The sequence below is a fragment of the Vibrio sp. 10N.286.48.B8 genome, assembly GCF_003050085.1.
In the GTDB taxonomy this organism is placed as follows: domain Bacteria; phylum Pseudomonadota; class Gammaproteobacteria; order Enterobacterales; family Vibrionaceae; genus Vibrio; species Vibrio crassostreae.
The window spans coordinates 204,142-218,446 of sequence record NZ_PIGD01000004.1 but is presented as its reverse complement, the minus strand read 5'-3'; the positions used below and the strand labels follow the sequence as shown (position 1 = coordinate 218,446).

Sequence of the window (14,305 nt, the reverse complement as noted above, 5' to 3'; positions counted from 1 at the left end):
TCACCCAATAATAAACAGATTCATGCGTGCATCTAAAAAGATGCATGCTCATTAAGCACGCTCACATAAAAATACTAACAACGTAAACAGTTAAAAAATGAGCCACACAAAGCTCATTCATAACGAGTTAGAGCTAGGAAAAACCTTAAAACTTAATATTGAAATCTCGCTGTATTCAATAAATGGATCACAACATAAAAGGACTTGCTGACATGAGTGAGAGTAAAACAGAAATACTCAACCAAGATGCGAACAACGGAATTTTAGAGAAGTTTTTTAAAATTAAGGCCCACGGAAGTAGCGTAAAAAATGAGTTAGTCGGCGGTGTCACCACCTTCGCAACCATGGCTTACATCATCTTCGTTAACCCACAAATCATGGCCGCTTCAGGCATGGATTCAGGCGCGGTATTCGTCGCAACCTGTATTGGTGCTGCGATCGGTTGTTTGTTAATGGGGTTATTTGCGAACTGGCCTGTCGGCCTTGCGCCGGGCATGGGCTTGAACGCCTTCTTCTCGTTCACGGTAGTAAGCGAAATGGGCTACAGCTGGGAAGTGGCACTGGGTGCGGTGTTTATCTCCGGTATCTTGTTTGTCGGGATGAGCTTTTACAAAGTCCGTCAATGGATAATTGAAAGTATCCCGGTGAGTCTGCGTTACTCCATGACAGCGGGTGTGGGTTTGTTCTTAGGCCTGATTGGCTTAAAAACAGCAGGCATCGTCGTCGAAAACCCAGCTACTTTGGTATCACTAGGTGACTTCACTAAACCTGAAGCTCTGCTCGCTGCTATCGCATTCTTGATTATTGCGGTTCTAAGTGAGCGTAAAGTATTTGGCGCGGTACTGATCGGTATTTTGAGTGTCACGCTTGTCGGCATGATGCTTGGCTTAGTGCATTACAACGGCTTCTTCGCAGCACCACCAAGTTTAGCGCCTACATTCCTAAAAATGGACATTATGGGTGCGCTTGATGTTTCGATGATCAGCGTTATCTTGGCTTTCCTTTTTGTAAACATGTTCGATACCGCAGGTACTTTGATGGGCGTGGCAGAGCGCGCAAACCTAACTAATCCTGAAACGGGCAAAATTGAAGGTCTTAGCAAAGCACTGAAAGCTGACAGTATCTCAAGTGTGGCAGGTGCGTGTGTGGGTTGTCCGCCAGTAACCAGTTATGTAGAGAGTGCAGCGGGCGTTGCAGCAGGCGCACGAACTGGTCTTTCAGCAATTGTGGTTGGTGTGTTGTTCTTAGCAGCGATTTTCCTATCGCCATTAGCAGGTATGATCCCCGCTTACGCAACGTCTGGTGCTCTTATTTACGTGGCATTCGTGATGATGAGCAGCATGCAGCACGTCGATTGGAAAGACTTTACCAACGGTGCTCCAGCTGCGATTACCGCACTGATGATGCCTCTGACCTTCTCTATCGCTAACGGTATCGCACTGGGTTTCATTACCTATACAGTGCTGAAACTTGCAACAGGTAAAACAAAAGACGTATCAATTTCGATGTACTTCTTAGCGGCTATCTTCATCGCCAAGCTGGTGTTCATCGGTTAACCCTATAGCTCCTGAGCAGTCATTTCTTGATTGCTCACAACGTTGCTTGGCTGGTTCGCGAGCCAAGCAACAATATGATTTTTAAGAAAGCTAATTGTATTGATGACGAGAGAGCAGAATCCCTGCTGATTCAGTGCACCTTTTTTATGACCCTACGCAGTTTGTAGAAGTCATTATTTGACCGCCAATCGCCTGTAAACGGAAACGCAGGCAGAGGAATATCAAATGAAACTTCTGTACACCCTAAATGAAAGACCGCCTCACGGCTTAACCCTTCTACTCGCATTGCAACACATGCTCGCCTCGATTGGTGGCATCGTTGCAGTCCCCCTTATTGTTGGTGCTTCAATTGGCCTGCCTAACACAGAGATCGTCTCGCTGATCAATGCGGCGCTATTGGCGTCAGGTATTGTGACTGTCGCTCAATGTCTTGGCTTTGGTCCTATTGGTATTCGACTGCCCGTTGTGATGGGTTCAAGCTTTGCCTTTTTAGGTGTCGCCATTTCAATCGGTAACGAAGGTGGTGTCGCCGCGATCATGGGCTCAGCGCTTATAGGCTCGTTCGTGGTGATTGGTGCCAGCTTCTATATGGACAAGGTTCGCAAGCTGTTCCCAACCGTGGTAAGTGGTGTGGTGGTTACCCTAATAGGATTAACCATTTTACCGGTTGCCATGAATTGGGTCGGAGACTCCCCTGCCAACACGGAACAATTCGCCACGCTACCAAAGCTGTTTCTAGCACTGATCTCTTTGGGGATTGTGGTTGGCGTATCGGTTTACTGTAAAGGCGCGGTTGCGGCCTCCGCTATCGTGATTGGCCTAGCAGGCGGTTACATTGTGGCGCTATCGCTTGGCATGGTCGACCTTGAACAAATCAGCTCTGCCGCTTGGGTCGGTGGCCCTGAACCTTTCAAGTATGGCTTTACCTTCTCTGCGAGTGCCATCATCAGCATGAGCTTGGTGTACATCGTAGTTATCGCCGAAGCAACCGGTGACTTCATGGCACTTGGCAACAACTGCCAAACCCAAGTCAGCGGTAAAGATCTAAAACGTGGATTACTAGGCGATGGCCTTGGCAGCACCTTATCTTCGATTTTAACAGCGATGCCACTAGCATCATTTAGCCAAAACGTTGGTATTGTTGGTATCACTGGTGTTGCAAGTCGCTATGTAGTAGCTGCAACAGGTGGTTTACTAATTTTAGGCGGTTTATTCCCGAAATTAGCCGCAATTGCCGTCACGATCCCTAAACCCGTATTAGGCGGCGTGGGCTTTGTGATGTTCGGAATGATTGCTTACGCGGGTATCCGCATGTTGATCAAAGCCGCAGACACCAAGCGAAATGCCTTGGTAATCTGTGTAGGGTTGGCATCTGGTTTAGCTGTAACATTCGAGCCAAGATTGTTGCAACACTTGCCGCATGATTTGGCAAACTTCCTGCACTCTGGCATTACGACTGGCACCATCATGACGGTTGTTCTTAACCTTGTATTGCCGAAGTCTTCACGTGCAGAAGAACAAGAAGCGTTAGCCGAAAGCCAAGCGCAGGTTGAGCTAGAAATGAAAGAACAAGCTGAAGAAGAACTACACTCAAACGAGCAATCAGAGATTCAACAAGCAACAACAGAACCTGACGTTCAAACGGCATCAGAAAACCCTGAGCCAAAAACTAACTAGATGATTCGCTAATTAGCGTTAAAACGATTTCCGTAGAATCACGGGCGTAACTAGAACACTAATTGTTTCATCGCCCTTGATTCGAATTTATCTTTCAACAACAAATACCAAATAAAGACCCTCTTCCCTGAAAAGGCTGAGATGGCTAAGGACTACTATGAATGGAAACCATCTGGATTAAGAATCCTCTCGCAATCTACACTGGCTCACAGGCTGATGCAGAAGGCGGTATCGTCATTAAAGGTAATACAGTCATTGAGCTGGTTGGCAAACACAAAGAGCCGACCTCCCCCATAGATTACAGCGTCGACGCCTCTCGTCATGTTGTGACTCCTGGGCTTATCAATGCGCACCACCACTTCTATCAAACCCTAACGCGTGCCTACCCCGGCGCACTGAATAAAGAGCTCTTCCATTGGCTACAAAGCCTCTACCCGGTTTGGGCCAACCTCGATTCTGAGATGATGAGCCTAGCAACCGAGCTCGCTCTGGTTGAGCTGATGATGTCGGGCTGTACCACCGCCTCTGATCACCATTACTTGCTACCTAATGGGCTTGAGCACGCTATTGATTTACAAGTTGAAGCAGCTCAGAAGCTTGGCGTAAGAGCGATATTTACGCGTGGTTCAATGAGCCTAGGGGAAGATGAAGGTGGGCTACCTCCAAGACACACCATTCAAACTGAACAAACCATCATTGATGACAGCCAACGCTTGATTCGTGATTACCACCAGCGTGATGAAGGGGCGATGATTCAAATCGCACTCGCACCTTGTTCGCCGTTCTCGGTCACTACTGACCTGATGAAAGAAACCGCCAAGATCAGTGAACGTGAGAACGTGATGATGCACACGCACCTATGCGAAACGCTCGATGAAGAAGACTTCTGTATCGAGAAGTTTGGCCTGCGCCCTGTCGATTATCTGGAAGATGTGGGCTGGCTCAACGAACGCACTTGGCTCGCTCATGGTATTCACTTCAACCCAGAAGAGATCAAACGGTTGGGCAAAGCAGGCATTGGTATCAGTCACTGCCCAACTTCTAACATGATGTTGGCTTCCGGTATTTGTAAGAACAACGACCTTGAGGCGGCTGGCGTAAAAGTTGGATTGGGGGTGGATGGCTCTGCTTCAAACGACGGCTCGAACATGATTGCCGAAGTACGCATGGCGATGTATTTACAACGCCTGCAATATGGCTCGGCAAACGTATCTCACTTCGATGCACTGCGTTGGGCAACATCAGGCTCTGCTGCTGCAATGGGCAGAACCGACATTGGTACGCTCGAAGTTGGCAAACAAGCCGACATCGCGATGTTCAAGCTTGATGACATTCGCTTCTCTGGCAGCCACGATCCACTGGCAGCACTACTACTCTGCGGCGCTCAACAAGCAGATAAAGTAATGGTTGCCGGAAAATGGCGAGTTAACGATGGTTCGGTGATCGGCGTAGACATGGAGCAGTTAATGCACCGTCACCACGCCGCTGCGATGAAACTCGGTAAACTGGCAATGAATAATAACTAACGCCAATGCTTGCCCATCATAGTGTATATATCACTATGATAGGCAAGCTTCCTTAATACTGCTAATACTAATTCACTCCTGACTATTAGATACGCCGTCCTATTGGTTGTTCTTCCCTTAAATATCCAACCAAACCTCACCCTACAATTAACATCACTAATTTAATTATTGCTAATTTAAATCTAGCTAATTTAATTAAATCTAAATATTAAACCTCTTAGTTATTTGGCACAGGTCAAATTTAAAACGCTTGTTCTATTTATATAAATATCAATTCAATCAACAGATTTAGTAATAATCACAACAATTATTATAATTACATTTTTATCATTTAACTCATTGGTGAATAGAATAAAAATCGCCGACGCCTTTCTAGATATAGCCTGAAGAAAGAATGGAAACTAATGATTTAAATATCACCAAATTCAATAGATCAACAATCAAACAATATGAATCCCAATATGTGATCTAGATAGAACTTTTCATTATAAATTTGCTATAGATTGACCAAATCTTATAAAAACAAAAAGCGCATTAATGGAGAGTGTATTTAAAACCCACAGCATAATTACAACAATAACAATATAAATAATTCAATAAACCCGCATAAATATATAGGAATACCATTTTCATGGTAGGGGATTTTATTGTCTCTAAAAAAGCTAATCACAAATCTAACAGGGATAAAACATGAAAAAAATCACACGAACGCTGGTATTATCTTCGATCTCGATTGGACTGCTTTCCTCTTTTGCTTTCACTTCTCAAGCAGCGCCAATTCAAGTTAATCAAGCGTCAGCCGAACAGAACATACCTCAGATCACCTACGATACGATCACCGGTGAAAATGGCGTTTTTATCGATCTAGAAACCGACAATTTCATCCTCAAACAGCAAGAGTGGTATCAGATTCAAGCGTATGTCGAGGGAGCACTGGCACTGCCCGTAACAGAAACCAGCATGAAATCGGCTTTTAGCATTCCTAACGACATCCCTTTTTCTAACTTCCAAGCTTTAGTTCAGCAATATTCCAATATCCATGACACCGCTTTCTACTGGAAAAAAGACCTGTACCCAAGCATCGTGGACCTCTCATTGAGCCTAGCGAACTATGTACAAATCAAAGACTACATGCTCAACCCTTTGAGCGACGCCCTTAATGAGATGTTGGCAAAGGCATTTTCACCGTTACCAGAAGATATCGAGGCTGTTGAGCGCAACCGAAAAATGGCGATTGCTTATCTGAAAAGCCTGCAAAACTTTTCATTGAGATACCAGCAAGAGGTGTCCGATGTGGGTGACAACCTGTTGGACTTTTCTGCGCAACTAGACACGCAAAAGCTACAACTTGAAGTGTTGGAAGGGACCCATAACGGGTATCTAACGGATGATGGCAGCGTACTTCAACAGCAAGTGAACGATATCAATGCCCGAATCGCACAACTCAACAAAGACTACACGCACTATGTCACGGTTGCCTCTACTGCCGTCACCTACGCGTGGTTCCCTTTAGTAGCCGTACCAATTATGGGTGTCTACGGAGATAAAGCAGAGAAAGCGCGTAAGCTTCGCAACGAACTGCAAAATGAAGTTAAAGATTTAGAAGAACAGTTGTCTTACACACAAAAGGTATATAACTCTTACCATCGCTCTTCAGAAAGCATTGACCTTATATCTCAGCAAATTGAAGACGCTATCCCACATATTAATAAGCTCAAGTTAAATTGGCAGCAAATGAACACCGACTTCACATCACTGCTTGCTGCATTGGATGAAGCTCAAAACAATGCCGATATCATGAAAGACGACGCAATGCTTGGTGCTATCGGTGCATTAGCCAATACATCGGTTGCAGAAATGAACTGGAATAACATCAGCGAGAAAGCTAAGGCATTTGCAAATAATGCTTATATTCAAGAAATGGAGTAGTCCATACCCATCGACAAATAGCTCGGCAAAGCGAAGCCTCGCTATAAGTTAAACCAGTAAGACCAATAAAAACAAACTAACAACAGAACCCCACGCCTTATGAAAAATAAGGTGTTGGTTTCTGCTACCCAAAATTTGGCTAATACTCATTTCGACAGGACATTAATATGAGAATTCTACCGATTATTATTTCTCTTTCATTATCTCCACAAGCTTTTGCTAGTGACTGGCTAGAGCTTAATAACTTGCCTAATTCCATCGAATACCCAACTTGGGTTCAGTCTGCCTATTCAGATGTCGATGTTCTCTCTCGCTCTACATCTGATCTCCACATCAACCTCAGTGACTGGGTTGCAGAGCAGAACCTTTACGTGACTAAGCCCTCCAAGATCGTCGTTTTTGCCGATACCATTGAGGTTCCAGAAAACTTCAACTTGGTGGTGAATAACCAAAACATTCTCATTTTTGCCCGTAAAATTGTCGGACAAGGCGCCCCGACTTTCGTTCTCGGGCAACAAGGCGCTGCGGCATCAGTGACTGTGATTGCAGGAGAGATCGAAACTCCAATTAATGTCCTCGCTTTCCAAAACGATGGCAGCATTACACGAGATGCCCTTTCAGCAGAAGATGGCGATGGAACCTCTGTGGCATTAGCAGGAGAACACTACCGCAGAACCACCATCGACTCGAACATTACTGGGCAAATGAAACTAGCGACCACACCTTTTACCGACATTGTTAACCGCTCTTTTGATATGGCTGCCAGCTTATTCGACACCAACCCAGAGCTTAGTCTCGAACTGATTAATTGGATCGAGCAGAGTTTGCGTCACGCAGGCTCAGTGGTGGAAGATGACCCTATCCTTTCAGACCTATACCTCCAAACCGTAGCCTTCAAACAGTTCATTAGTTTCAGCACTAAAGAGAGTAACTATGTGCCTTATCTCGACAAGGTGCTCTACCAAGGCAAATACGAAGCGTACCTGAATGCAATGATCGCGTATCAAGCGCAGTGGGATATCATTCAAGACAGAAGTACGGTGATCGAAGACAAGATTGAAGCTGCGAAGTTAGCACTCGCTAACGTTGAAGACGTTCTCAGAGCACAAGAATCGATCATCACTCAAACCCAATCCAACATCGACAAAATAGGCGACAGCCTGACCGAGATCGACAGCCAATACAAAGCTCAGGAGCTTGTGACACTGAGTGCAAGAACCACTTACTTGGTCGGCGTGGAAAACTGGAAAACTCAGCAAGAGCTCAATGCAGCCTTGGCTATCTTCAAAGCCATCGCAGAGATTGGCAGTGCCGTCAGTGGCGTATTCACAGGGAACCTATCTGGTGTGAACGACCTCACCGAACAATTAGCCAAAACCCCGGAGGCTTTAGATAAAGCGAAAAACTTAGTCACCAATATCAAATCAGTCACGGGGATCATTGATAGCGTTACTAAGACCATTTCGGGCATCGCACAGCTCACCGCCGATGTGAAATCGACCATCAAACTTCATAAAATCTCCGAAGCGATGGATGGCTTTGACTTTAATATTCCGACTTTGAATGAGAGTAATCTGGCCTGGGATCTGATGATCACCGAGATCCGCAGTAACTTAAGACTTGCTGATAGCTTGGGAATTAAAGGCGCGAGACAATACCTAGTCGAACTTGAAAAACAGGTGCTATTAGGCAAAGCAATTAACACCACTCAGCTTAACTTTGCACAAGAGCAAGCCAAACTCGTCGACCTATTATTGACCAAGAACGTCACCGCTAATCAACAGCAAAGATTGAGTGACGCCATTGAGAGTTATCAGGTAGACAGCGAAGGTTTCGACTCCATCGAGCGTGAGCTGTCGCGAGTGCTAATGCACTTCAAACGACCAATGTATGTGGCTTTATCTAACTATGTTCAGGCATACGAATACTGGGCGTTGAAACCAAGTGAGATCACACCTTCGCTGAATAAAAGTTACTTGGACTACCAGTTTGACCTCGCGTCCATAGAAAATGAGTATGTGAATGCACTCTCTTCATTCCAGCCAGCACCACAAGACTTCACTATCGACAACTACACCATCTCTAGCCCAGAGCAACTCGATAGCTTCGCAACCACTGGCGAGTTGAACTTCACAATTCCATTAGGGCAGGCACAACTATGTTCATTCGACCGAGTTAGACTCTCTACAGTACGTGTGTTCTTAGAAGGGGAAAACTTACCTTATGGCAAGCAGTTCAACCTTGGAATATCGAGTTCAGGTAACTATGCCGACCGCTATCAAGATCAGGATTACCAATTCAGTTCTAATCCGGTCGCACGGGCGTTTTACTACCGCTTAGATGATCCAACCACCAATGACGTTAGCATCATCACCGATGGCGCAGTGGCGAATAGGTTCGAGTATGCGTACTTCCAACCAACTCCATTCTCGACATGGAATGTCACCCTCAACAACTACGATGAGGCAGACCAAGCCAACAACCAATACCTAAAAGATGTCGAACAAATTAGGGTTGAGTTCTTAGGCAGTGGTATCCCGAATGGCAACAGTTGTTCTAACTGAAGTGAGAAATAACCAAGCTATCTAATAGCCATAAAAAGGCCGACATCTTGTCGGCCTTTTTGGTTTTATTCGATTAACTACTTAGCGTTTGGAGTCTAATCCATCAAGCTCTTCGACTTAATCGCTTTCTTAGAAAGTTCTTTGGCAAAGGCTTTAATATCAGCTTCAAACTCATCAACGCTTTGGCGGATTTCATCCAGTTGAACCGTCTGCATCACTCGGTTTTCCATTACGATTTGGCCGTTAACAATGGTGGTGTCGATGTTGCTTGGGTTCGCTTGATAAACCAGGGTCGCGTATGGGTCGTAACTTGGCATCATGTTCGCCGATTGTGTCTCTACAATCACGATATCCGCTTTCTTACCCGCTTCAAGAGAACCGATTTGGTCTTCCATGTGTAGGGCTTTTGCGCCACCTAATGTCGCCATCTCAATCACTTGTTCAGGAATCATGATGGTACGGTCAGAATGCTTTAAACGTTGCATGTTGGCTGCGTAGCTTAGAGTACGCATGATATCGACTTGGTTAGAGCTCATTGGGCCGTCTGTTCCCAAGCCGATTCGCATATCAGCACGGTACATATCCCACGCAGGTGCAATGCCTGTCGCCCCTTTAGCATTGGCCATTGGATTGTATGAGATACCCGCATCAGCTTGTTTCAATAGCTTTTGGTCATTCTCTGAAAGGTGGATACCGTGAGCAATCACTACGCGCTCGTCCAGTACTCCAATTTCATCCATGTATTCGACTGGCGACGTTGCCTTAGTTTCGTCTTTGATACGCTTTTCTTCATTCGGGAATTCAGCAACGTGAATCAACACAGGCACATCGTATTGAGCCGACAGTTTATTGATTTCTTGCAGTTTATCTTTGCTCACGGTGTACACCGCGTGTGGCGCATAAGCGGGTGTGATTAACTCATCGTTTTTGTACTGCTCAATAAAACCTTTAGCATACTCAATCCCGCCATAAGGTTCTTTGGCATCAACCACCGGGAACTTAATCACGGTTTCGCCCAGCACAGCACGCAAACCAACTTCTTTGGTCGCCTTGGCCATTTCGTCCATGTGGTAATACATGTCGGCATAAGTAGTTACACCGCTTTGTGCCAATTCGATAGAGCCAAGCTTAGTCGCGTTGTAAATCAGTTCACGGCTTAGCTTTTCTGCTTCTAGAGGAAAGAAGTAAGCGAACAAGCGGTTCGAAATGCCCTCTTCGCCTAAGCCACGAAACGCAATCATAGGTAAATGGTTGTGCGCGTTCACCATGCCCGGCATAACAATCCCATCTTGAGCATCAATCACCTTTTCAGCACGGTACTGAGCAATCAAATCCTCATTGCCCACCGCGATAATCTGGTCGTCTTTTACCACTACCACACCATCTTCAATCACATCCATTTCAGAGTTGATTGTTAGAACCTGTCCATTGGTTATGATCAGATCGGCGTTGTATGTTTGCGTCGCGACTGTCGAACCACAGCCTGCCAGTAGAACTGCGCTGATGGTGCATGCCAAGCTTTTAAGCGTCATTGCTAAACCTTAATGTTGTGCGTGTAATAAATATAGAAGTCTAATATTAGCTTCTAGCTTTGATAAAAATGACGGAATTGAATTTTTGCCGATACTATAACGCTAACTTTAAATAAAATGGCATACCTAATCGAGCCAAATTCAAGATAAATAAGTTATTGCACAACAGGTCACAAAAGTAGCTTTGCACATATGCTCACTCAAATGCACAAACAAAAAAGGCCTGCAATCGCAGACCCAAAAAAAACATTCAAATAACGTTAGCTTTTCACACCACAGCCTTTAATCACCAGTTGAGTAATGAACTCAGCGGCATCGGCATAGTCTTTATCATCGAGCTGCTCTTTCTGCATTACACTGCAAATCTGCCAGCCAAAGTCGGCGTAAGTTTGAGTGGCCGCCCAAATGGTAAACATCAAGTGGTGTGCGGGGACATCGTCCATTAGACCTTGCGCCGACCAAGTTGAGAACTTATCGAGGATCATCTGGGATTGTTTATACAGCTCGTCACCGATCTCTTTTGGTAACACTTTCGCGCCAGACATCACTTCATTGGCAAACACTTTAGAGGCGTGTGGATGGTCGCGAGAAATGATCAGCTTGGTTTGAATATACTGAGACAAGGCTTCAACAGGATCGCTGAGTTCTTCAATCGGACGAGACGCTTCTAGTAAGGGCTGAGTGACGGTTTCAAGCACAGCGTTGTAGAGCTTATCTTTAGAGCTGAAATAATAGAATACGTTAGGTTTGGGAATGTCGGCCGCTTTTGCGATATCGGCCATTTTTGTTGCGGCATAACCATGAGTGGCGAATTGTTCACACGCGACTTCGATGATTAAATCTTGATTCTTTTGTCTGATCCTAGACATATTGCATCCTTTACAGCTCGTTACTGAAATCATAGTAATCAACGTGCTTCATTAGTCCAGAAGATAATTACAGAACTCAAGGTCACAGCATTGATAACAATAAAATGGCCGCTCTATTTGTTAAGAAACGACCATTCCATACCGTGTTTTTGAACTGTTCAAGTTAAAGAATCAATATTGCGCGAAAGTCATTCACATTGGTCAGCGTCGGCCCCGTGGTAAGAAGCACATCGACTTGCTTGAAGAAATCGTAGCTGTTGTTGGCATCGAGGTAGTCTTGCGCTTTAAGCGACAAGCTCGAACCTTGTTGCCATGTTTGTGGGGTAATCCACGCGCCCGCATTGTCTTCCACGCCATCAATCCCGTCGGTATCAGCTGCCAATGCAAATATGTTGTCTTGGCCTTTAAGCTCATTATACAAGCTCAATAAGAACTCACAGTTACGCCCACCGCGACCATTGCCCTTAACGGTTACTGTGGTTTCGCCACCGGAAAGTATCACGCAAGGCGTCGCAAATGGGTGCTCGTGATTGGCCACTTGCTTAGCCAACGCAGCGTGAACTTTCGCAACATCTCGCGCTTCTCCCTCTATACAATCACTCAACACATAAGCAGGAATCCCCAAGCCTTCAGCTTCTGCAGCAGCGGATTCCAATGCCGACATCGGGGTCGCGATAATATGGTGCTCGGCGTTCTTCCAACAGACGTCATCTGGCTTAACGGTTTCTGACTCTGGATTATTAAGCCATTCAAATGCCGAGCATGGTGTTTCTATTTGGTAACGCTCTAAAATTGCCATCGCATCAAAACGTGTGGTGGTATCTGGTACAGTCGGACCTGATGCAATCACACTAATGTCATCACCCGGTACATCAGAAATCGCCAGTGACACAACCCTTGCAGGATACGCGGCTTTTGCTAGTCGCCCACCTTTGATTGACGATAAATGTTTACGAACACAATTCATCTCATCAATGGCGGCGCCTGATTTGAGCAGCGCCTTATTGATTTGTTGCTTCTCTGCCAAGCTGATGTCGCCACCGGGCAGACTTAACAAAGCAGAGCCGCCGCCAGACAATAGGCAAATAACCGTATCGTCAGCGCTCAAGTCACTCACCAATTGCAGCATACGTTGGCTTACTTCTAAGCCCATCGCATCCGGAACTGGGTGCGCCGCTTCAATCACCTCAATATGTTCGCAAGGGGCGGTGTGCTCATAACGAGTCACCACCAGGCCTTCAAGGTCACGCAACGCAAGGTCTTGTTGTTTCTTTGCCTGCCAAACCGCTTCAAGCTCAGCTGCCATTGATGCGACTGCTTTTCCTGCTCCTATCACCACAGTTCGCCCAGCTTGGTTAGCAGAGCGATAAAAAATGTCTTGAGGAAGAAAAGGTTCGATGTGATTTTTAGGTAGCGCCTGATTAACAGCACTTGAGAAAAGGGTTTGCAGAAACTGCTTAGCATCAATGTCCATCAGCCACTCCTTAGTTGACGGAGAAAAAAAGAACCCCGATACAAGGCTAAAGGGTGCCTGCTAAGATCAAGTTGGAAAGGAACAACTTCAACCTCTGCCTCATATCAGGAACGCGTATAAAAGGAGACGAAACTACGCGATTTATAAACAAACTGTTTGAAACTGGTGGGCTAGCTCATCAATGTGCTGTCGAGGAGTAAAGTAGATTCACTATTCGACATTACATGCGATGCCAGCCCGTATTCATCATTAAAACGAGGTTAACGAATCGAGTGGTCAGAACGCTTCTCTATTGCTTGGATAAGTGCAGAGTGGTCCCAGCCTTCACCGCCCATTTCGGCACACTCGCCAAACAACTCTTGAGCATTAGCCGTATTTGGCAGTGCAACCCCTAACTCTTGTGCGCCCGTTAGCGCAAGGTTAAGGTCTTTCTGGTGAAGTGAGATTCTAAAGCCAGGGTCGAATGTGCCTTCAACCATACGCTCGCCGTGCACTTCCAGGATCTTAGAGTTGGCAAAGCCGCCCAATAGTGCCTGACGTACACGTGCTGGATCAGCACCGGCTTTTGAGGCAAATACTAAGGCTTCGGATACCGCTTCGATATTCAGAGCAACGATGATCTGGTTGGCAACCTTACACGTTTGGCCAGCACCGTTATCACCCACCAGCGTGATGTTTTTACCCATGGTTTCAAATAGTGGACGTGCTTTATCAAAGGCGTCTTGCTCACCACCAACCATGATAGTCAGCGCTGCATTAATAGCGCCGACTTCGCCACCTGATACCGGAGCATCTAGGTATGACGCGCCACCCTCGTTGATTCGTGCGGCAATCGCTTTGGTCGCGATTGGCGAGATTGAACTCATATCGATAACCAATTTTCCAGCTGCGCCACTCGCCATTAGGCCTTGCTCGACACCGTTCTCACCAAACAGGACATCTTCCACTTGAGGCGTATTAGGCACCATTAGGATAATGACATCCGCCGCCTCTGCCGCTTCTGCTGGTGAGTGGTAGACCGTTGCGCCCGCTGCCACAAGATCGGCAGGTGCTGCATTAAAGTGATCCGACAGAATCAATTCATGACCCGCTTTTTGAAGGTTACTCGCCATAGGTTTACCCATGATGCCAGTTCCGATAAATGCAATTTTAGACATGTTGTTCTCCTTAACGTTTGA

At 45.8% G+C, this 14,305-nt stretch carries 9 protein-coding genes; 5 read left to right on the top strand and 4 right to left on the bottom strand.

The window, feature by feature from the left end:
• The first annotated feature begins 212 nt into the window (after positions 1 to 212).
• The 5 genes from CWO08_RS07265 (at position 213) to CWO08_RS07245 (ending at position 9,252) form a co-directional block, all read left to right on the top strand.
• A complete protein-coding gene (locus CWO08_RS07265) occupies positions 213 to 1,556 on the top strand; it encodes an NCS2 family permease (RefSeq protein ID WP_048611821.1) in 1,344 nt (447 codons plus the stop codon).
• Between the two features lie 225 nt (positions 1,557 to 1,781).
• Positions 1,782 to 3,233: a nucleobase:cation symporter-2 family protein gene (locus CWO08_RS07260; protein ID WP_108020164.1), complete on the top strand. Its 1,452-nt coding sequence runs from the start codon at positions 1,782 to 1,784 to the stop codon at positions 3,231 to 3,233.
• Positions 3,234 to 3,394: 161 nt separating this feature from the next.
• Positions 3,395 to 4,759 carry an 8-oxoguanine deaminase gene (locus CWO08_RS07255; protein ID WP_108020163.1) on the top strand — a complete coding sequence of 455 codons (1,365 nt, stop codon included), beginning with the start codon at positions 3,395 to 3,397 and terminating at the stop codon, positions 4,757 to 4,759.
• Between the two features lie 690 nt (positions 4,760 to 5,449).
• Complete coding sequence (locus CWO08_RS07250) at positions 5,450 to 6,688, top strand: alpha-xenorhabdolysin family binary toxin subunit A (RefSeq protein ID WP_008220977.1); 1,239 nt, start codon at positions 5,450 to 5,452, stop codon at positions 6,686 to 6,688.
• A gap of 167 nt (positions 6,689 to 6,855) precedes the next feature.
• Positions 6,856 to 9,252, top strand: a complete 2,397-nt coding sequence (locus tag CWO08_RS07245; protein WP_102479121.1) for a hypothetical protein — start codon at positions 6,856 to 6,858, stop codon at positions 9,250 to 9,252.
• 95 nt (positions 9,253 to 9,347) lie between these two features.
• Here CWO08_RS07245 and CWO08_RS07240 read toward each other — a convergent pair whose 3' ends face one another.
• The 4 genes from CWO08_RS07240 to CWO08_RS07225 form a co-directional block, all read right to left on the bottom strand.
• Positions 9,348 to 10,784: an amidohydrolase gene (locus CWO08_RS07240; RefSeq protein ID WP_102530224.1), complete on the bottom strand. Its 1,437-nt coding sequence runs from the start codon at positions 10,782 to 10,784 to the stop codon at positions 9,348 to 9,350.
• 260 nt (positions 10,785 to 11,044) lie between these two features.
• Positions 11,045 to 11,653, bottom strand: a complete 609-nt coding sequence (locus CWO08_RS07235) for a TetR/AcrR family transcriptional regulator (RefSeq protein WP_046223041.1) — start codon at positions 11,651 to 11,653, stop codon at positions 11,045 to 11,047.
• 163 nt (positions 11,654 to 11,816) lie between these two features.
• Entirely contained in the window at positions 11,817 to 13,127 is a 1,311-nt protein-coding gene (locus CWO08_RS07230; protein ID WP_102479119.1) for a glycerate kinase, read from the bottom strand.
• Positions 13,128 to 13,387: 260 nt separating this feature from the next.
• Positions 13,388 to 14,284, bottom strand: a complete 897-nt coding sequence (locus CWO08_RS07225; protein ID WP_057622798.1) for a 2-hydroxy-3-oxopropionate reductase — start codon at positions 14,282 to 14,284, stop codon at positions 13,388 to 13,390.
• Between the last annotated feature and the right edge of the window lie 21 nt (positions 14,285 to 14,305).

Coding starts and splice junctions, on each gene's coding strand:
- CWO08_RS07225 (WP_057622798.1), bottom strand. CDS start 14,284: ATGTCTAAAATTGCATTTATCGGAACTGGCATCATGGGTAAACCTATG.
- CWO08_RS07245 (WP_102479121.1), top strand. CDS start 6,856: ATGAGAATTCTACCGATTATTATTTCTCTTTCATTATCTCCACAAGCT.
- CWO08_RS07235 (WP_046223041.1), bottom strand. CDS start 11,653: ATGTCTAGGATCAGACAAAAGAATCAAGATTTAATCATCGAAGTCGCG.
- CWO08_RS07250 (WP_008220977.1), top strand. CDS start 5,450: ATGAAAAAAATCACACGAACGCTGGTATTATCTTCGATCTCGATTGGA.
- CWO08_RS07265 (WP_048611821.1), top strand. CDS start 213: ATGAGTGAGAGTAAAACAGAAATACTCAACCAAGATGCGAACAACGGA.
- CWO08_RS07255 (WP_108020163.1), top strand. CDS start 3,395: ATGGAAACCATCTGGATTAAGAATCCTCTCGCAATCTACACTGGCTCA.
- CWO08_RS07240 (WP_102530224.1), bottom strand. CDS start 10,784: ATGACGCTTAAAAGCTTGGCATGCACCATCAGCGCAGTTCTACTGGCA.
- CWO08_RS07260 (WP_108020164.1), top strand. CDS start 1,782: ATGAAACTTCTGTACACCCTAAATGAAAGACCGCCTCACGGCTTAACC.
- CWO08_RS07230 (WP_102479119.1), bottom strand. CDS start 13,127: ATGGACATTGATGCTAAGCAGTTTCTGCAAACCCTTTTCTCAAGTGCT.